At 70.1% G+C, this 17,322-nt stretch carries 17 protein-coding genes and 2 pseudogenes; 9 read left to right on the top strand and 10 right to left on the bottom strand.

From position 1 onward, the window contains the following. Positions 1-246: 246 nt before the first annotated feature. On the top strand, positions 247-426 hold the full coding sequence (locus tag O1R50_RS16760; protein ID WP_270111265.1) for a hypothetical protein: 180 nt from the start codon (positions 247-249) through the stop codon (positions 424-426). 78 nt (positions 427-504) lie between these two features. On the opposite strand, the gene O1R50_RS16765 is transcribed toward O1R50_RS16760, so the two are convergent. Continuing rightward, positions 505-1,641 carry an alkene reductase gene (locus tag O1R50_RS16765; RefSeq protein WP_270111267.1) on the bottom strand — a complete coding sequence of 379 codons (1,137 nt, stop codon included), beginning with the start codon at positions 1,639-1,641 and terminating at the stop codon, positions 505-507. Between the two features lie 56 nt (positions 1,642-1,697). Here O1R50_RS16765 and O1R50_RS16770 point away from each other — a divergent pair, with 56 nt between their 5' ends. Continuing rightward, positions 1,698-2,063, top strand: a complete 366-nt coding sequence (locus O1R50_RS16770; protein WP_270111268.1) for a MerR family transcriptional regulator — start codon at positions 1,698-1,700, stop codon at positions 2,061-2,063. Between the two features lie 248 nt (positions 2,064-2,311). Here O1R50_RS16770 and O1R50_RS16775 read toward each other — a convergent pair whose 3' ends face one another. Next, on the bottom strand, positions 2,312-3,022 hold the full coding sequence (locus O1R50_RS16775) for a maleylpyruvate isomerase family mycothiol-dependent enzyme (protein WP_270111269.1): 711 nt from the start codon (positions 3,020-3,022) through the stop codon (positions 2,312-2,314). 200 nt (positions 3,023-3,222) lie between these two features. Further along, on the bottom strand, positions 3,223-3,684 hold the full coding sequence (locus O1R50_RS16780) for a nuclear transport factor 2 family protein (RefSeq protein ID WP_270111271.1): 462 nt from the start codon (positions 3,682-3,684) through the stop codon (positions 3,223-3,225). 103 nt (positions 3,685-3,787) lie between these two features. Between O1R50_RS16780 and O1R50_RS26395 the strand changes: the two are divergent. Then, positions 3,788-4,285: pseudogene (locus O1R50_RS26395) on the top strand (hypothetical protein); the annotation flags it as partial. Position 4,286: 1 nt separating this feature from the next. Then, positions 4,287-4,424 (top strand): annotated as a pseudogene (locus tag O1R50_RS26400) (AraC family transcriptional regulator); the annotation flags it as partial. Positions 4,425-4,489: 65 nt separating this feature from the next. On the opposite strand, the gene O1R50_RS16785 reads toward O1R50_RS26400, so the two are convergent. From O1R50_RS16785 to O1R50_RS16810, 6 genes are all read right to left on the bottom strand, one after another. Further along, on the bottom strand, positions 4,490-4,939 hold the full coding sequence (locus tag O1R50_RS16785) for a peptidase inhibitor family I36 protein (RefSeq protein ID WP_270111272.1): 450 nt from the start codon (positions 4,937-4,939) through the stop codon (positions 4,490-4,492). Between the two features lie 232 nt (positions 4,940-5,171). Continuing rightward, on the bottom strand, positions 5,172-5,918 hold the full coding sequence (locus O1R50_RS16790; protein ID WP_270111273.1) for an SDR family NAD(P)-dependent oxidoreductase: 747 nt from the start codon (positions 5,916-5,918) through the stop codon (positions 5,172-5,174). Further along, positions 5,918-7,207 carry an enolase C-terminal domain-like protein gene (locus O1R50_RS16795; protein WP_270111274.1) on the bottom strand — a complete coding sequence of 430 codons (1,290 nt, stop codon included), beginning with the start codon at positions 7,205-7,207 and terminating at the stop codon, positions 5,918-5,920. The genes O1R50_RS16790 and O1R50_RS16795 overlap by 1 nt, the downstream gene beginning before the upstream one ends. Continuing rightward, entirely contained in the window at positions 7,204-8,049 is an 846-nt protein-coding gene (locus O1R50_RS16800; protein WP_270111275.1) for a fumarylacetoacetate hydrolase family protein, read from the bottom strand. Before O1R50_RS16800 ends, O1R50_RS16795 begins: the two co-directional genes overlap by 4 nt. Next, positions 8,046-8,897 carry an amidohydrolase family protein gene (locus O1R50_RS16805; RefSeq protein WP_270111276.1) on the bottom strand — a complete coding sequence of 284 codons (852 nt, stop codon included), beginning with the start codon at positions 8,895-8,897 and terminating at the stop codon, positions 8,046-8,048. Before O1R50_RS16805 ends, O1R50_RS16800 begins: the two co-directional genes overlap by 4 nt. Beyond that, the gene (locus O1R50_RS16810) at positions 8,894-9,883 is read right to left on the bottom strand and encodes an aldo/keto reductase (protein WP_270111277.1); all 990 of its coding nucleotides are present in this window, start codon (positions 9,881-9,883) and stop codon (positions 8,894-8,896) included. The genes O1R50_RS16805 and O1R50_RS16810 overlap by 4 nt, the downstream gene beginning before the upstream one ends. Before the next feature lie 90 nt (positions 9,884-9,973). On the opposite strand from O1R50_RS16810, the gene O1R50_RS16815 reads away from it, so the two are divergent. From O1R50_RS16815 to O1R50_RS16835, 5 genes are all read left to right on the top strand, one after another. Next, complete coding sequence (locus O1R50_RS16815) at positions 9,974-10,687, top strand: GntR family transcriptional regulator (RefSeq protein ID WP_270111278.1); 714 nt, start codon at positions 9,974-9,976, stop codon at positions 10,685-10,687. A 109-nt stretch (positions 10,688-10,796) separates the two neighbouring features. Further along, entirely contained in the window at positions 10,797-11,492 is a 696-nt protein-coding gene (locus tag O1R50_RS16820; RefSeq protein ID WP_270111279.1) for a (Fe-S)-binding protein, read from the top strand. After that, complete coding sequence (locus O1R50_RS16825; protein ID WP_270111280.1) at positions 11,489-12,910, top strand: LutB/LldF family L-lactate oxidation iron-sulfur protein; 1,422 nt, start codon at positions 11,489-11,491, stop codon at positions 12,908-12,910. Before O1R50_RS16820 ends, O1R50_RS16825 begins: the two co-directional genes overlap by 4 nt. After that, the gene (locus O1R50_RS16830) at positions 12,907-13,512 is read left to right on the top strand and encodes a LutC/YkgG family protein (protein ID WP_270111281.1); all 606 of its coding nucleotides are present in this window, start codon (positions 12,907-12,909) and stop codon (positions 13,510-13,512) included. Before O1R50_RS16825 ends, O1R50_RS16830 begins: the two co-directional genes overlap by 4 nt. A 1,481-nt stretch (positions 13,513-14,993) precedes the next feature. Continuing rightward, positions 14,994-16,565, top strand: a complete 1,572-nt coding sequence (locus tag O1R50_RS16835) for a serine/threonine-protein kinase (protein ID WP_270111282.1) — start codon at positions 14,994-14,996, stop codon at positions 16,563-16,565. A gap of 12 nt (positions 16,566-16,577) precedes the next feature. On the opposite strand, the gene O1R50_RS16840 is transcribed toward O1R50_RS16835, so the two are convergent. After that, complete coding sequence (locus O1R50_RS16840; protein WP_270111283.1) at positions 16,578-17,273, bottom strand: glycosyltransferase family 2 protein; 696 nt, start codon at positions 17,271-17,273, stop codon at positions 16,578-16,580. Positions 17,274-17,322: the final 49 nt, after the last annotated feature.

A 17,322-nucleotide genomic window follows, 5' to 3' on the forward strand; every position in this document is an offset into this window, starting at 1 on the left:
GCTTCGTCACGCTCTGAAGTCGCCGGTGCGGGTCGACTCGGCCGAGTCGTCGCTTCGGTTCGCGTGCGGTAGAGAGTGATCGACAGCATAGGTCGCGGGCGGACGATCAATCCCGATCCGGCGCGGGTCCGGGGAGTGACGGTCGGAGCGGCTGGAGGGCCGCCTGATTGCCCGCTCCGCCGGCCGCGGCTCGCCAATTGGCCCATCGGAATCCATAGAGGACTAGCGCGCGGGGTGCTCGCGGCGGTGAAGAGCTCGGGAGGGGCCTCGGTGCTGCCGGCGTACCGGTGCACCGAGGACCTGGCCTCGGGGGAGATCGTCGCGCTGCTCGAACCGGAGATCCCGCCGATCAACACCCTGTCTCTGGCGGCGCGTTCGGGCGGGCCGAAGCCGAGCTGGCGTCCTCCCACGGCTACCTGCTGGTGAAGGCCCGCTCGTGGACGTGAGCCGTTCCGGCGCAAGCCGGTTCGGGTCCTCGCAGCTGGACGGCGAGGACCCGACGCTTCATGCTTCGGCCGACTCGAGCGAGAGCAGGGTCGGATAGTCGGTGTAGCCCTCGGCCCCGCCGCCGTAGAGCGGCAGGTCGGTGCGGAGCGGGTTGACGGGCGCGCCGGTCCGCAGGCGCTCGACCAGGTCGGGGTTGGCGATGAACGGGCGGCCGATGGCCACCAGGTCCGCGCCCGCGTCCATGATGCGCGCCGCCGCGGCCAGGCCGCCGTCGGCCGGGATCGGATCCGCCTCGGGCGCTTCGGGATTCGACGGGTTCGCGATCAATATGCCCTGCCAGCTCCGGCGAAGCGCCGCGAACAGCGGGGTGGGGGAGGCGTAGGCGAGGTGGAGGTAGGCGAGGCCGAGCGGTGCGAGCGCGTCGAGCAGGGCCGGGAAGAGCTGGTCGGCGTCGTCCATGTCGATCCCGTTGTGGGGGTTGCCGGGTGAGAGGCGCAGGCCGGTGCGTTCGGGGCCGATGGCGGCGGCCACGGCTTCGACGGCTTCGACGACGAACCTGATGCGGTTCGCGATGGAGCCGCCGTACTCGTCGGTGCGGTGGTTGGTGCTGGTGGCGAGGAACTGGTTGAGCAGGTAGCCGTTGGCGGAGTGGACTTCGACGCCGTCGGCTCCGGCGCGGAGGGCATTGCGGGCGGCGGCGGTGAAGTCGTCGATGGTGGCGCGAATCTGGGCGGTGGTCATGGGGTGCGGGACGGGCGGTTCGCCGTGGCCGTTCGGGGTGTGGATGTACCCGGGGAGGGCGATCGCGGAGGGCGCCATTGGGATCAGACCGCTGGTGTCGGGGTGGCCGATGCGGCCGCCGTGCTCGATCTGGAGGAAGATGCGGCCGCCGTTCGCGTGGACCGCGCCGGTGACGCCGCGCCAGCCGTCCACTTGGGAGTCGGTGAAGAGGCCGGGGATGTTCGGGTAGGTGTAGCCGACCTGGCTGGGGGAGCTGGCTTCGGCGATGATGAGTCCCGCGGAGGCGCGCTGCGCGTAGTACTCGGCCATGAGGGGTGTGGGGACGCCCCTGGGCGCGCGGTTGCGGCTCATCGGTGGCATGACCAGGCGGTTGGGCAGGTCGAGTGCGCCGACGCGGGCGGGCTGGAAGAGGTGCTGGGCCGTGGGTTCGACAGGTGCGGTTTCGTTCGTCATGGCGGTACCGTAGAACCTGACGCCAATGTCAGGTTCAAGGGATTGTGAGGCACGCCATGCGCATCGGGGAACTGGCCCGCCGGACCGGCGTGAGTGTGCGGTCGCTGCGCTACTACGAGGAGCAGGGCCTCTTGGAGTCCGACCGTACCCCGGGCGGGCACCGCGAGTACCCGGAGCGGGCGGTCGACCGGGTCATCAGGATCCAGGTGCTCTACGCGGCGGGGTTGAACAGCCGCGTCATCGACAGCATCCTGCCCTGCATGCGCGACCACGACGGCGGTCCGAACGAGGCGGCTACGGCCTCCCTCGCGGCGGACCTCACGGCCGAACGCGAACGCATCGACCGCGCCATCGCCGACCTCCAGCGCTCCCGCGAAATCCTCAACGAGGTCATCGAAGCCGCAGCGCCGAGCGAGGTGTAAGCCGAGGCGCCGAGCGCCGCAAGGCGATCCCCCGACCGCCTCTGCGCCCTCACCAACGCCTGCTTGCGAATCGCGTGCTCCGGCATAGCCGGCAGCCGCGCTCGCCGGTCGCGGCTCATCGCGGTGCCGCGCCTTCCCGACCGCGCGCTCCGCGGCCCGCCCTCCCGCCGCGCGATCCTGCGCGTCGCTGCTGATCCTGTTCGGCTCGCGCATTCGGCGGTGGCGCAGGCGGCGTGCGCTCTCGGCTCTTAGGCCAAGGGGCCCTTTAGCACTGCGAGTGCCGCGTTGCGGTCGCCCGTCCAGCGGAACACGTCGTCGGCCGGGGTTCGCCTGCCGCGCAGCAGGAGCAGGAGATCGCCCGCGGTGCCCGCGATGTCGGCCACCGGCTCGCCCGGGCCGAAGACCCACCAGTCGTCGGTGTCGGTGGCGTCCAAGCGGATGCACACGTCCGGCGGCCAGGCCTTGCCGCGCCCGATCTGCCTGGGGGCCAGCACGTCGAAGACCTCCGAGATCCCCTCGCACGCCAGCTCGGCGTCGAGCGGGCCCGCGTCGCCGATGGCACGTTCGGCGTCCCACCGGTGCAGCATCATCGAGACCGCGCGCGAACGCTGCCAGTACCCGGCGGTCGGCGGCGTGTAGTAGCCCCAGGCCGGGGCCGAAGGGTCGATGTCGAGCGACATGAGCAGCACCTCGCCGGTGCCGTCGACCCAGCGCGTCAGCTCGTACCGGTCCTCGGGGACCTTCGGCGGGTCGGCGTCGGGCGGCTCGGGCCTGCCGTCCCAGTCGGTGACGGCCGCGGCGGCGAACAGGTTCGCGGTGCCCACGTGCGCGGCGAGTTCGGCGAGGGTCCGGGCCTCGTCCACGTGCTCGATCGGCGCGTCCAGGTCGCCGCCGGCCAGGCAGGCACCGAACGCGTCGAGCTCGCGCCGGAAATGGCGGAGAAACGACGCAGCATCCATGCTCCCCAGCCTATCCACGACTGTGACCCGGCGCTCCCTCAAGGTCCCTCGGCTGCAGTGCGTAACCACCTCCTTCCGATGCGGTCGCCGGTCGCGGCCGCGATGACCTCGGTTCAAAGCTCCGGTCATTGCTGCCCGCAGCCGCCGACTCCTCGGCTCGATCCACCCGCGCCGTCGGTTCCCTCCGCCGCGCTTCTTGATCAATCGCCGTGCGGCGGAACGGGAACGATGGTGCCCGTTCCCGTGAGCGGAGCGGAGTCGACGTAGCGGACCTCGTACACGCGCTCGCTGAACCTCCATCCGTCCGCGGTGCGCGCGTACCGGTCGTGGTAGACCGCGATGTTCTGATGCCCGCCGTGGTCGTTGAGTTCCAGGAGCTCTTGGATGTAGGCGCGGCCGGTCGCGGTGTCGCCTTCGAGCACGATCACGCCCGGATGCGAGGTCTGGATGAAATAGCGCCAGAAGGTGGGTGCGCGCCGGCCCCACGCCTGGATCTGCTCGCGGCCCTCCAGCTCGACGGGGATGTTCGGCATCCGCAGTGCGCCGTCCTCGGCGAACAGCGAGGCGAGCCGGTCGTAGTCGCGCATCATGGCCGCGTCGGAGTACTCGGCTCGCAGCGCCTCGATCTCCACGCGGTCGGCGATGGCCTGGAAGTCGGTCATGTCGGGGTTCCTTCCTCTCGGGCGTACACACAGAGGACGGAACAGCGCCGCGAAGTGTGACGGCCGGGAGGAAGATGTCGCACCTGTCACGGAGGATGGGCCCATGACCGAGACACCCGCCGCTCCAGACCAGGTCATGGAAGCCGTCGGCCGAGCCGTCATGCAAGGCCAGAACGGCGACATCGTTTCTGCCCGAACGGCACTGCTCGACCTCTGGGAACAGATCGGCGTCACCGGCGACCCGCTGCACCGCTGCACGCTCGCCCACTCCATGGCCGACCTCTACGACGACGCCGCCAGCGCCCTCGCCTGGGACGTTCGCGCCCTCGACGCCGCCGACGCCGCGACCGACGAACGCGTGCAAGCCCATCACGCCGGCCTGCGGATCACGGGCTTCTACCCGTCCCTCCATCTCAACCTCGCCGACGACTACCGCCGCCTCGGCTCCTTCGAGACCGCCGAGACTCACATCGGCGCGGCCGAACAGGCCGCCCCGGCACTTCCCGAAGGCCCCTACGGCGACCTGATTCGCAGCGCCATCAAGGAAGTCGCCGCGGCCATCGCCGAGAAGGACACCGTGCCAAGGCCTTCGTCCCCGGGCGGAGGCCGACACGCTCGACCCGGTCGCGACGACCTGCGGCTTCGGCACCACGGACACCCTGGTCCGGGCCTTCCGCCGCGTCCTCGACACGACCCCCACGGACTACCGCAACCGTTTCCGCATCACGACCGGGTCCTGACGCGCGGCACGGAAGAAGCCGGGCCGCGGCGGCAAGGCACCGCCGCGGCCCGGCTCATGCGCCGCTCAGCAGGACGCGACGACCTTGATGCTTTCCATCCAGTCGTTGTACGCGCCGCCGCCGGCGCCTTCGTCGTTCAGGTTCCGGACGTCGTCGCCCGGGCCGATGCAGATCGAGAAGCCCGAGGCGTTGTCGCCGTTGTAGAGCCGGAGCTTCCTGCCCGACTCGTTCGAGAACGAGGAGATCTCGTTGTCGCCGTCCCAGCCGTCGATCTCGTACACGGTTCCGACGCCGCCGACGCGCCAGTTGACCCACTTGTCGCCGCTGTAGCCGCTGTCCTCCCAGCCGCAGAAGTAGCCTGAGGCGCACCCGCCGGCCATGATCTCGGCGTCGGTGTTGGTCTCGGCCTGCGCCGAGCCGGCGGTCAGGGCCAGGCCCGCGACCACCGCTACACCGGCCATCGCCGCTCCGGACTTCAACCGGCGCTTCATCGATTCGATCTTCTCGCCGCTCATATGAGCACCTTTCGCCGTGCAGCGCCTGTTTGCGCCGCGTTCTCCCGAGTTCGACACGGTTGCAGCTGGTTTGCTGTATTCCGTGCACCGAGGAGACGCGTGGCGGCGCGGCGAAGGATGCCCTCGGTGACCCTCCTCCCATTTGAGGGGGAGCAGGCAACCGAATGTGGTGCGAGGGGACATGCATTACCCTTGCGCTGCAATGAAACTGGAGAGATTCTTTAGGGAAGGGCTAGCGGACGATCCGCAAGCCGGCGAGGCCGCCGTCGACGGCGAGGCTGGTGCCGGTGAGGGATTTGTTGTGAGGGTCGGCGAGGTAGACGATCGCGGCCGCGACCTCTTCGGGGCTCACGAGGCGGCCGGTCGGCTGGCGGGCCTCGAGCCGGGCGCGCTCGGCGGCCGGATCCTCGGCCTGCTCGAGGAGGCGCTGCACCCACGGCGTGTCGGCCGTGCCGGGGCTGACGCAGTTGACGCGGATCCCTTCGGCCACATGGTCGGCGGCCATCGCCAGGGTGAGCGAGTGGACCGCGCCCTTCGACGCCGAGTACAGGGCGCGATTGACGAGCCCGGTCAGGGCGGCGATCGAGGTGGTGTTCACGATCGCCGGGGCCGCGGACTCGCGCAGGTGCGGGAGGCACGCGCGCGAGAGGCGGACCATGCCGAGGAGGTTCACGTCGAGCACGCGGAACCACTGCTTGTCGGAGTTCTCCTCGACGGTGCCGACCGCGCCGATCCCGGCGTTGTTCACCACGATGTCGACGCCCCCGAAGTGCTCCTTGACGGCGGCGACGGCCAGGCGGACCTGGTTGTCGTCGGACACGTCGCACTTGTGGGACCAGTGCTTCGGGCTCTCGTTGAGGTCGAGCACCGCGACGTTGGCGCCTCGTTCGGCGAAGGCGTCGGCCGCGGCCGCGCCGATGCCCGAGGCGCCTCCGGAGATCACGGCGGTGAGGCCCGCGAAGCCGTTGGTGCCGCTCATCAGTTGCTCCTCCATTCAGGACCGTGCGGATAGGAGAACCGAATCAGGCTGTCGCGCTTCATCTCGGCGGAGAAGCCCGGTTCGGTCGGCGCCTGGTAGCGGCCGTCCTTGATCACGGTGGGTGCGGTGAAGTGCTCGTGCAGGTGGTCCACGTATTCGATCACGCGGTCTTCCATGGTCGCACTCACCGAGGTGTAGTCGAACATGGAGAGGTGGCAGACCAGCTCGCACAGGCCCACTCCGCCCGCGTGCGGGCACACCGGGACACCGAACTTCTTGGCCAGCAGCAGGATCGCGAGGTTCTCGTTCACTCCGGCGACGCGCGCGGCGTCGAGCTGCAGGAAGTCGATCGCGCCCGCCTGGAGCAGCTGCTTGAACATCACCCGGTTGTGGACGTGCTCGCCGGTCGCCACCTTGATCGGGGCGACCCGCCGCCGGATCGCGGCGTGCCCGAGCACGTCGTCCGGGCTCGTGGGCTCCTCGATCCACCACGGGTCGAACTCGGCGAGCGCCTCCATCCACGCCACGGCCTGCCCGACGTCCCAGCGCTGGTTCGCGTCGACCGCGATCCGGATGTCCGGGCCGACAGCCGAGCGGGCGGCGGCGAAGCGGCGGCGGTCGTCCTCGAGATCGGCGCCGACCTTGAGCTTGATCTGCGTGTACCCCTCGGCGACGGCCTCGCGGGCGAGCCGCACGACCTTCTCGTCGTCGTACCCGAGCCAGCCGGGGGAGGTGGTGTACGCCGGGTAGCCGTCCCGCTCGATCTCCTCGATCCGCTCGGCCTTCCCCGGTTCGGCCTCGCGCAGCATCGCCAGGGCCTCATCGGGAGTGAGGGCGTCGGAGAGGTAGCGCCAGTCGATGGACTGGACGATCTCCTCCGGAGTGAGGAGCGTGAGGAACTTCCACAGTGGATATCCGGAGCGGCGCGCGGCGAGGTCCCAGGCGGCGTTCACGAGCGCGGCGGCCGCGAGGTGCATGACGCCCTTCTCAGGGCCGAGCCAGCGGATCTGCGAGTCATGGGTGAGGCGCTTGTACAGGTCGGCGAGATCCGCCGCGCTGTAGACGTCGGCGCCGATGACGTACTCGCTGAGCGTCTCGATGGCGGCGCAGCAGATGTCGTTGCCGCGTCCGATCGTGAAGGTGAACCCGTGGCCCTCGTGCCCGCTGTCGGTGTGCAGCACCACGTAGGCGGCCGAGTAGTCGGGATCGGGGTTCATCGCGTCGGAGCCGTCGAGGCTCCGCGAGGTGGGAAAGCGGACGTCGAGGACGTCCACTGCCGTGATCGTCATGCCTGCACCGTCGGGTTCTCGGTGCTGCCCAGGCCTTCGATGCCGACGGACACGACGTCCCCGGCCTTGAGGTAGGGGAAGCGGCCGGAGAGCGCGACGCCCTCGGGGGTGCCGGTGAGCAGCAGGTCGCCCGCGTCGAAGGCCATGAACTGCGACATGTGGTGGATGATGCGGGCCACCGAGAAGATCATGTCCTTCGAGTTCGAGTCCTGGCGGATCTCGCCGTTCACTTTGGACCACATGCGCAGTGCCTGCACGTCAGTGATCTCGTCGGGGGTGACCAGGTACGGGCCGAGCGGCGTGAACGTGGGGCAGGCCTTGCCCTTCGAGAACTGGCCGCCGGAGCGCTCGATCTGGAACTCGCGCTCGGAGAGGTCGTTCGCGACGACGAACCCGGCGATGCACTCCAGCGCCTCCTCTTCGGACTCCAGATAGGACGCCCGCTTCTTGAAGACGACGCCGAGCTCGACCTCCCAGTCCGTGCGCGTGGACCCCCGGGGGATCTCCACATCGTCGTTCGGGCCGACGATCGTGTTGGGGTGCTTGTAGAACACGACGGGCTCGGCGGGCGGCTCGGCGCCGGACTCGGCGCAGTGCGCGGCGTAGTTCATGCCGATGCAGACGATCGCGGAGGGCTTGGCGATCGGCGGGGCGATGCGCTCGCCCGCGATGTCGATCTCCGGGAAGCCCTCGAGCGTGCCGATACCGCCGCGCCCCAGGCTGTGCTCGGAGAAGAAGGCGCCGTCGATGTCGCCGACGGGACCCGAGAGGTCGTAGTACTTGCCGTCCGAGAACGCCACGGGGGTCTCGAAACCGGGCCGGCCGATGCGCAGGTACTTCATTGCTCTCCTAGCTGGTAGGTCCGGGCGGCGGTGCCGCCGAACACGTCGGGGTCGATGCGCCCGAGCACCTCGGTGAGGGCGTCCTTGACGCGGGTGTAAGTGGCGGCCAGTTCGCAGACGGGCCAGTCGGAGCCGAACATGAGGCGGTCGGGTCCGAACAGTTCGAGGGCGGTCTGCGCGAAGGGGCGCAGGTCGGCGGGGGTCCAGTGCCGCCAGTCGGCTTCGGTGACGAGGCCGGAGAGCTTCGCGGTCACGTTGGGCTGCTTCGCGAGCGGCGCCACGGCCTCGCGCCAGGCCTTGAGCCCGGCGTCGCCCTCGCGCACCTGGGGCTTGCCGAGGTGGTCGAGCACGAACCCCAGTTCAGGAACGGCGGCGGCGGCCTTGGCGGCGGCCGGGAGCTGGTCGACTCGCACGATGAGATCGAAGGTGGGGACGGTGCCCGCGATGGTCTTCAGCGCGGTGATGACCTCGGGCCGGGCGAGGAAGTCCGGGTCGGGGCGGCCCTGGACCTGGTCGCGGAGACCCACGAGGTAGCGCGCGCGGGGGTGGTTCGCGTAGCGCGCCAAGGTGCTCGGCAGGCGCGGGTCGAGCAGGTCGATGAAGCCGACGACCCCGGCGATCTCGTCCACGGCCCCGGCGAGGTGCAGGAACTCGATGGTCTCGGAGGGGTGGCCCCAGTCGGCCTCGACGAGCACCGTGCGGTCGACCCCGGCGGCCTTGAGGTTGGCGCGGAGGTCGGCGACGCCGTAGTCGCGGCGGATCGGCTCGAGCTCGGGTTTGCTTGCGAGCCACGGATAGTCGGCGGTCCAGACGTGGTGGTGCGCGTCGATCACAGGTGAGCTGCTCATGCGGGAACCGGTGCCTCCTCGGCCAGCAGACCGGCTCGCTTGAGGTCGTGCCAGAGCGTGCCGGGAATGGGGTGGGCGTACATGGCGAGGGCGTCGTCGACCTCTCCGGGGTTGCGGGCGCCGACGAGGATCGACGCGACGGCGGGATGGGCCGCGGGGAACTGGAGCGCGGCCGCGCGCAGGGGAGTGTCGTACCTGGCGCATACCGTGGCGATGGCCTGGGCGCGGGCCAGCAGCCGCTGGTCGGCCTCCGCGTAGTTGAAGTGCGCCCCGGGCTTGGGGTCGGCGAGGATCCCGGAGTTGAAGACGCCGGCGGCGATCACCGAGACCCCGCGATCGACGCAGAGGGGGTAGAGCCGGTCCAAGGCGGACTGGTCGAGCAGCGTATAGCGCCCGGCGATGAGCGCCACGTCGAAATCGGCCTGCGAGAGCAGGTCGGCCGCGGCATCGGTCGAGTTCATGCCGATGCCGACGGCGCCGATGCGCCCGGCGGCCTTGAGCTCGGTGAGCGCCTTGTGCGTCCCGGCGAGGGCCTCGGACGCGTGGTCGTCGGGGTCGTGGATGAGGCCGATCTCGACGCGGTCGGTGCCGAGGCTCTCGAGGCTGCCGAGGTGGGCGTCGTGCGCACCGCGGTAGGAGAAGTCGAAGACCGAGGCCTTGCCGTTCGGCTCGCCCCAGATGTCCCAAGGGCCTTCGTGGTCGACGAGGACGCGGCCCATCTTGGTGGACAAGGTGAACGCGTCGCGCGGCCGCGAGGCGAGAGCGCTCCCGAGCCGCTCCTCGGAGAGCCCGGCGCCGTAATGCGGGGCGGTGTCGAAGTGCCGGATGCCGCCGTTCCAGGCGGCGTCGACCGTGGCGGCGGCGACCGCCGGGTCGACGGGCGAGAAGAGCCCGGCGAGCGGGGCGCAGCCGAGTCCGACGGCGGTCACGGACACGTCGGTGTCGCCGAGGGTGCGGGTGGGGAGTGCGTGCCGGTCTCCGACCACGGGGGCCTCCTATGGGAGCAAAAGGTGCGTCGAGGCGGCTCGAGCAGTGCTCAGCCGCGCCGTCGCGTCATATCCTATAGGATTGCGCGCATGACGGCTACACCAGCGACCCCCGAGAAGCGCACGCTCGCGGACGAGGCCTACGCGAAGCTGAAGGCCCGGGTCATGCGCTCCGAGCTGGTCCCCGGGGCGAAGCTGAGCATCGACGGGCTCGCCAAGCAGCTCGCGTTCTCGCACACCCCGATCCGGGAAGCACTGGCGCGCTTGGAGTCCGAAGGGCTGCTCGCGCGGCGGCCGCTGAGCGGATACACCGTGGAGCCGCTGCTGTCCGCCGCCGAGTTCGACGACCTCTTCGAGATCCGCATGATGCTCGAGCCGCGCGCGGCGAAGCGGGCCGCCGAGGGCCGCGCCTCCGGCCTCGTTGCGGCCGAGGCGAAAGCGCTGACGGACGCCGCGCGCGCGCCCGGCGAGGGCGCCGACAAGCTGGAGTTCACCGAGGCGGACGCCCGCTTCCACAACGCCGTCGCCGAGCTGAGCGGCAGCGCCCAGCTCGCGAAGGCGATCCGCCGCCTGGACGCGCACCTGCACCTCCACCGCGCCTACATCGAGCCCGAGTCGATCGGGGAGACCGAGGTGGAGCACCTGGCGGTCGCGGACGCTATCATTGCCAAGCAACCGCTTGCCGCCGAGGAGGCGATGCGCCGCCACCTCGAACGCTCCCGGATCCGGCACCGCGCCGCCTTCGAAGCGGCCCGCACCACCGAACCGGCCCCGAAACCCAAGCGCGCCAAGGCGACCCGATGAACGAAACCGACCAGCGACACCACCGCGCAGCGGCAAGCGCCCGGCCGCCGCAGTCCGCACCGCGACCCCCCGACGGCCGCCCGACCCCGGAAGCCGAGGTGCGATAGCCATGCCCCGCGTAGGCCTGTTCATCACCTGCGTCAACGACGCGCTCTTCCCCGCGACCCCCAAAGCCGTCGTCCAGATCCTCGAACGCCTCGGCTACGACGTCGACTTCCCCGCCGCCCAGACCTGCTGCGGCCAGATGCACGCCAACTCCGGCTACAAGAAGGACGCCGCGACACTCGCCGGCGCGTTCGAAGACGTCTTCGGCGCATACGACGCGATCGTCACCCCCTCCGGGTCCTGCGCCGCCATGGCCCGCGACCAGTACCCGCACCTCATCGGCTCCGACATCGGCGATCACGTGTACGAGCTCTCCGAATTCCTCATCGACGTCGCCGGCGTCGAAGACGTCGGCGCCCGCTTCCCCCACACCGTCACCTACCACCCCACCTGCCACGGCACCCGCGCACTCGGCCTGGGCGACAAGCCCCTCCGCCTCCTGCGCGCCGTCCAGGGCATCGAACTCGTCGACCTGCCCGCCGCCGACCAGTGCTGCGGCTTCGGCGGCACCTTCGCCCTGAAGAACAGCGAGGTCTCCTCCGCGATGCTCGCCGACAAATGCCGCCACGCCGCCGACACCGGCGCGGAGTACCTCGCCGCCGCCGACAACTCGTGCCTCACCCACATCGGCGGTGGCATCTTCCGGGCGGGCGGACCCCGCCCCATCCACTACGCCGAGATCCTCGCGAGCACCGCATGAGCACCCGCATCGTCCCGGCCGCCTCGCTCATCCCCGCCGACGCGCCCTTCCCCAAGGCCGCCAAGGTCGCCCTCGGCATGCCGCAGCTCCGCAAGAACCTCGCCCACGCCACCGGCACCATCCGCGCCAAACGCGCCAACGTCGCCGGTGAACTCGACGACTGGGAGTCTCTGCGCGATACCGCATCCGCGATCAAAGCCGACGTCCAGCACCGCCTCCCCGAACTCGCCGTCGAGTTCGAACGCAACGCCACCGCCGCCGGAGCCCGCGTCCACTGGGCCCGGGACGCCCAGGAGGCCAACGAGATCGCCGCCCGGATCGTGCGCGAGGCCGGAGCCGACGAGGTCGTCAAGGTCAAGTCCATGGCCACCCAGGAGATCGAGCTCAACGAGCACTTCGAGGCCGTGGGCCTCAAGGCCTTCGAGACCGACCTGGCCGAACTCATCGTCCAGCTCGCCGAGGACAAGCCCAGCCACATCCTCGTGCCCGCGATCCACTACAACCGCACCGAGATCCGCGACATCTTCGATCAGAAGATGGGTGACGCCCCGAAGGGCCTGACGGACGAGCCGGCCGCGCTGGCCGAGGCCGCGCGGCAGCACCTGCGGCGGCGGTTCCTGTCGGCGAAGGTGGCCGTATCGGGCGCGAACTTCGCTGTAGCCGAGACGGGTTCACTGGTCGTGGTCGAATCGGAGGGCAACGGCCGCATGTGCCTGACGATGCCCCGAACGCTGATCAGCATCGTGGGCATCGAGAAGCTGCTGCCGCGCTTCGCGGACCTCGAGGTGTTCATGCAGCTGCTTCCGCGATCCTCCACAGGGGAGCGGATGAACCCGTACACCTCGGTGTGGACGGGTGCGCGCGAAGGCGACGGGCCGGAGGACGTGCACGTCATCCTCCTCGACAACGGCCGCACCGGCGTGCTCGCCGACGAGGTCGGCCGCCAGGCGCTTTCGTGCATCCGCTGCTCCGCGTGCCTCAACGTGTGCCCGGTGTACGAGCGCACGGGCGGCCACGCCTACGGGCACGTCTATCCGGGTCCGATCGGCGCGATCCTCGCGCCGCAGCTCGAACCGGGCAGGCATGACGACCTGCCTTACGCCTCAAGCCTGTGCGGGGCCTGCTACGAGGTCTGCCCGGTCAAGATCAACATCCCCGAGGTGCTGGTCCACCTGCGCCAGCAGGGTCCGCACCAGGCGGGAGAGCGGGCCGCGATGCGCGCCGCGAAAGCGGTGATGGCGCGGCCGAGGCTGTGGCGGGCGGCGCTCAAGGCCGCGAGGATCGGGTCGATGCCGTGGCGCCGCAAGGGCTTCCTGCGCAGGCTCCCGTGGCCCGGATCGAAGTGGACGGTGAGCCGGGACCTGCCCGTGCCGCCGAAGGAGGACTTCCGGGACTGGTGGAAGGAGCGGCAGCGATGAGCGCGAGACCGACTGCGCGCGAGGAGATCCTGGCGCGGATGCGCCGGGCCCTCGACGGCGCGGGCGAGGCCCCGGTGCCGCCGCGCGAGTACCGGCGTTCGCTGGACGCGGATGCGGACATCACCGCGATGCTCATCGACCGGCTGGTGGACTACAAGGCGAACGTCCACCACGGCCTCGCCTCGATCGCTGCCGCGCTCGGTGATGCGAAGCGCGTCGTAGTGCCCGCCGACCTCCCCGAGGACTGGCGGCTCGGCGGGGCCGAGTTCGTCCCCGACACTGGTCTGTCCACTGCGGACCTCGATGGGACGGACGCGGTCCTGACCGGCTGCGCCGCCGCCGTCGCGGTTTCCGGCACGATCATGCTCGATACCGGTGCCGCCCAAGGCAGAAGGGCGATCACGCTGGTGCCGGACCACCATGTGGTGGTGGTCCGGCGCGAGCAGATCGTGGGCCACCTGGCTGAGGCGCTGCCGATGCTCGACCCAGTCGCCCCGCAGACCTGGATCTCGGGGCCCTCGGCGACGAGCGACATCGAACTCCAACGCGTCGAAGGCGTGCACGGCCCCCGCCGCCTTGACGTGGTGCTCCTCGAGGACTGACCTCGTCCGCCCGCTTCAACATCGCGATGGGACTGCGAATCGCGTGCCGATGGTGCGCTGGAGACGAATGAAAGGCGAGGCGATGACCTGCCCCAATCGTCGATCGTGGCAGCAGGCCAAGGAGGACTGCGAGGTCTGGGGCCGGTCTTCGGTCGCGGTTCAAGCAGTCAGCGACAGAGCGGCGAGGACCAATCCTGGGATGTGACGCTGCGGCGAGGACTGGTTGCCGGTCGCGGTCAGAGCGATCAGCGACGGCGACGGCGGAACTCGGGTGGATTGCCGTGGCCGGGGCACCCGGGACCCCGGCCGGGATCCCGGGCCATTGCCGTTGTCGCTGCGGCGGCCGATGTGGCCGGGGTGATGGCCGATGGGCACTGCAACCGCGGAAATGGCGAAGGCCGGTCGGGTGTGGTCCCGGGGATCGGTCCGCGGTCGCCGTGGCTTTCGCCGCTGGATCGGTGTGCCGGTGCCGTGGCTTTCGCTGCGTCGATTCGATGGCATGGCCGCATTCCGCATGGTCGATTCACCTCCTTCCGAGTTGCCGTGGCTGCTCATGGAAAGCGCCGCCGCGCCGAGCTCCTCGGCGCGGGCCTCTGCCTGTCCACGTCCTGCCTGAGGGGGGAGGGCGTTCTTGCCCTCCACGCCTGCCTGACCGATGTGGCCGCCCCGGTGTCTGCCTGGCGGCGGTATCGCCTCCCGCTGCTTGCCGTGCCTTGCTTGGGGTTCCGTCCTGAAGGCACGGCCTCTCTCGCGCATGGGGGCGCGCGGACGGAACGAGTGCTCGCCATGGACGTGCTGGTGCTGCGGAACCGAGTCCTCTCATTGCTCGGCATGGCACTACCGGTCACGCTGGCGGGTCTTGCTCTGGTCGCATATGCCACCGTGTGCGGCACTGCCTTCTGGTTGGGGTGATCCCAACTAGGAAACCGTCCACCCAGTCACGGCCCATCGGGGGCGCGGACAGCTGCGGGCGATAGCACGGGGATGAGGTCTGGAACCCCCGGTGGGGGCTGAGTGCCTCGAAACAAGTCGGTTTGTCGATTCAGCCAGAGGCTTGTCGTAGTCTGCGTACACCTACTCGACACCTGTACGAATTCCCTGTCCCTGTACGTATCTCAAGTATCCTCAATACGCCCCCCACCGTCATCACCCACACGATGCGAAAACCTTCACGTCCCGCGCCCGCCGCGCACCCTGACCGACTGCGCCCCAACCCCAACCGAGCCGACCGCCGCCTCCCGACCCCGCCCCGTCACTCGCCTCTTCGTCGCTGACCGCCTGAACCCCGACCCAGAACCAACCTCGCTGGGAACACGGCGGAGTACCACCGCTTGCCCCTGGAAAGCGGCGGGTGCGGCGAAGTGCCAAGCAGGCCGCCCCGACCTGGCCTGTCACGCATTGCCGATTCACCATGAACGTCCAGTAGTGGTCGGACGCGGCCATAATCGGCGCCATGCTCCTCACGAGACCCGGTGTGCTGCTTGGCAGCCGCTACCTCCTTCGGCAACGGATCGGCGCGGGGGGGGATGGGCGAGGTCTGGCGGGCCGAGGACACCATCCTGCGCAGGCCGGTCGCCCTCAAGGTCCTGCATCCGGCGCTCTCCGACGACGAGGGCTTCCAGCGCCGCTTCGTCGAGGAGGCGCGCACGGTGGCGGCGCTGCGGGCGAGGGGCGTGGTCGAGATCTTCGACATCCGCGCCGAACGCGACGAGCACGGCGAAGCGATGACCTACCTGGTCATGCAGTTCCTGGAAGGCCAGTCGCTCCACACCGTGATCGAGCGGCACGCGCCGATGCCCGCCCAGCGGGTGCTGCCGCTGCTCGCCCAGATCGCGGACGCGCTGGAGGTGGCGCACCAGGCCGGGATCGTGCACCGGGACATCAAGCCCGCCAACATCATCGTCGACGCCAAGCGCGTACCGACCATTCTGGACTTCGGGATCGCGCTGCGCCGCGACCAGACCGCGCTGACGGCCACCGGGACCGTCCTTGGCACGGTCGGGTACGCCTCGCCCGAGCAGCTGCGCGGGGAGGACCTGACCGGGGCGTCGGACCTGTACTCGCTCGGGGTCATCGCCTACGAATGCCTCAGCGGCGCCATCCCGTTCGATCGGAACTCGCCCGCCGCGGTGATCACCGGGCACCTGCACGAGGCGCCGCCGCCGCTGCCTCCGGGCGTGCCGCCGGTCGCGGCCGAGCTGGTCGACTGGGCGATGGCGAAGGACCCGGCGGACCGCCCGGCCTCAGCCGGGATGTTCGCGCAGGAATGCAGAGTGGCCGTGCAGCAGACGAAACCGGCCCCCGCCGAATCCAACCGCACCACAGTGGACCTACTGGTGTCGTCGTCCCCGCCGGTGCGGCCGACCGCGCCGATGCCGGCCGCCCCGGAACCGGAGCGGCCGCGCCGCCGCCGCGGCAGGGGCGTGCTGTGGGGCCTCGCCGCCGTGATCGCCGCCGTCGCGTTGACGATCGGCACCATGCGGCTCTTCGACGAGGACGAGCCCGGAGGCCAAGGCGCGAGCGAGGACCCGACGGCCGAGGGAGGCGCACCGGAGGCGACCGAGCCCGCGACCGCCGACGAGGCGACGAGCGAGGCGGTGAGCGAGGAGGAGGCGCCGCCGCTCCCGGGCACGTCGGTCCTGGTGAGCGCGGCGACGGGCGATTGCCTGGTCGGCTACCACGACACGCCGCCGCCGAGCGCGCAAATGGGGCTGTGCGATGACAACGGCATCGACGAGTTCGCGTTCGTCACCGAAGGCGACGAGGTGAGCATCGCCCACTCGTACGAATACGACAACTGGCCCAACGGCAGCGAGACCATCACCGAATGCATCTGGTGGGACGAGGAGCACCTCAATCTCGCCGAACGATGCGGGGAAACGACCTGGCAGTTCACGTACCTGCGCACCGACGAGGCCGAAGACGCCGACTTCTGGCAGGTGCGCGCCTCCGGCGACGGCAACTACTGCCTCACGGTCGCCGACCCGGCGCCGACGCTCAGTCCGTGCACGGCCGACGATGTGAACCAGCAGTGGCGGACCACCGCGGGCTGACCCGAGGGGCGGCTAGCGCTTCGTGCGGCGCACGCGTTCGCGGCCGAGGAGCCAGAGGGCCTGCACGCCGTCGGTCCAGGTGATCTTCTTGCCCTCCTCGCGGCTGCGCGCCGTGTAGGAGATCGGCACCTCGTACGGCCGGATGCCCTGCTTGAGCAGCTTCGCGGTCAGCTCGGCCTCCATGCCGAAGCCGCCCGAGCGGATGTTCAAGTCCAGGTACATCTGGCGCGGCAGGAGCTTGTAGCAGGTCTCCAGGTCCGAGATGTACGAGTTGAAGAGGATGTTCGCCGCGAGCGTGATGCCCTTGTTGCCCATCACGTACCAGAACGAGTAGGCCGAGTGCGAGCCGAACGAGCGCGACCCGTAGACCACCTCGGCCTTGCCGTCGAGCACCGGCGTGAGGAGCCGGGGCAGGTCGGCGGCGTCGTACTCGCCGTCGGCGTCGAACACGACGACGTAGTCGCCTTGGGCGGCCTTGGCCGCCGTGCGGATCGCCGCGCCCTTTCCTTTGTTGCGGTCGTGGCGGATCAACCGCACCCGCGGATTGTCCTCAAAGGTCTGCAAGACCTCCCAGGAGCGATCGCGGGAGCCGTCGTCGACGGCAACGATCTCGGTCTCGCAGGGGAACTCCACTGCGAGCAGCTCTTTCAACGTTCCGGCAGCGAGGCGTTCCTCATTGAAGACCGGAACGAGAATCGACAACAGCATTGCTGCTCCATCCCCGCGGATCGAACAAGATTGCACAACCATAACGCGC

Source organism: Glycomyces luteolus (assembly GCF_027622875.1).
Classification (GTDB): Bacteria; Actinomycetota; Actinomycetes; order Mycobacteriales; family Micromonosporaceae; genus Glycomyces; species Glycomyces luteolus.

Excerpts from the sequence above, each read along its gene's own strand:
- O1R50_RS16765 (WP_270111267.1), bottom strand. The coding sequence starts at position 1,641 with ATGACGAACGAAACCGCACCTGTCGAACCCACGGCCCAGCACCTCTTC.
- O1R50_RS16770 (WP_270111268.1), top strand. The coding sequence starts at position 1,698 with ATGCGCATCGGGGAACTGGCCCGCCGGACCGGCGTGAGTGTGCGGTCG.
- O1R50_RS16775 (WP_270111269.1), bottom strand. The coding sequence starts at position 3,022 with ATGGATGCTGCGTCGTTTCTCCGCCATTTCCGGCGCGAGCTCGACGCG.
- O1R50_RS16780 (WP_270111271.1), bottom strand. The coding sequence starts at position 3,684 with ATGACCGACTTCCAGGCCATCGCCGACCGCGTGGAGATCGAGGCGCTG.
- O1R50_RS16785 (WP_270111272.1), bottom strand. The coding sequence starts at position 4,939 with ATGAGCGGCGAGAAGATCGAATCGATGAAGCGCCGGTTGAAGTCCGGA.
- O1R50_RS16790 (WP_270111273.1), bottom strand. The coding sequence starts at position 5,918 with ATGAGCGGCACCAACGGCTTCGCGGGCCTCACCGCCGTGATCTCCGGA.
- O1R50_RS16795 (WP_270111274.1), bottom strand. The coding sequence starts at position 7,207 with ATGACGATCACGGCAGTGGACGTCCTCGACGTCCGCTTTCCCACCTCG.
- O1R50_RS16800 (WP_270111275.1), bottom strand. The coding sequence starts at position 8,049 with ATGAAGTACCTGCGCATCGGCCGGCCCGGTTTCGAGACCCCCGTGGCG.
- O1R50_RS16805 (WP_270111276.1), bottom strand. The coding sequence starts at position 8,897 with ATGAGCAGCTCACCTGTGATCGACGCGCACCACCACGTCTGGACCGCC.
- O1R50_RS16815 (WP_270111278.1), top strand. The coding sequence starts at position 9,974 with ATGACGGCTACACCAGCGACCCCCGAGAAGCGCACGCTCGCGGACGAG.
- O1R50_RS16820 (WP_270111279.1), top strand. The coding sequence starts at position 10,797 with ATGCCCCGCGTAGGCCTGTTCATCACCTGCGTCAACGACGCGCTCTTC.
- O1R50_RS16825 (WP_270111280.1), top strand. The coding sequence starts at position 11,489 with ATGAGCACCCGCATCGTCCCGGCCGCCTCGCTCATCCCCGCCGACGCG.
- O1R50_RS16830 (WP_270111281.1), top strand. The coding sequence starts at position 12,907 with ATGAGCGCGAGACCGACTGCGCGCGAGGAGATCCTGGCGCGGATGCGC.
- O1R50_RS16840 (WP_270111283.1), bottom strand. The coding sequence starts at position 17,273 with ATGCTGTTGTCGATTCTCGTTCCGGTCTTCAATGAGGAACGCCTCGCT.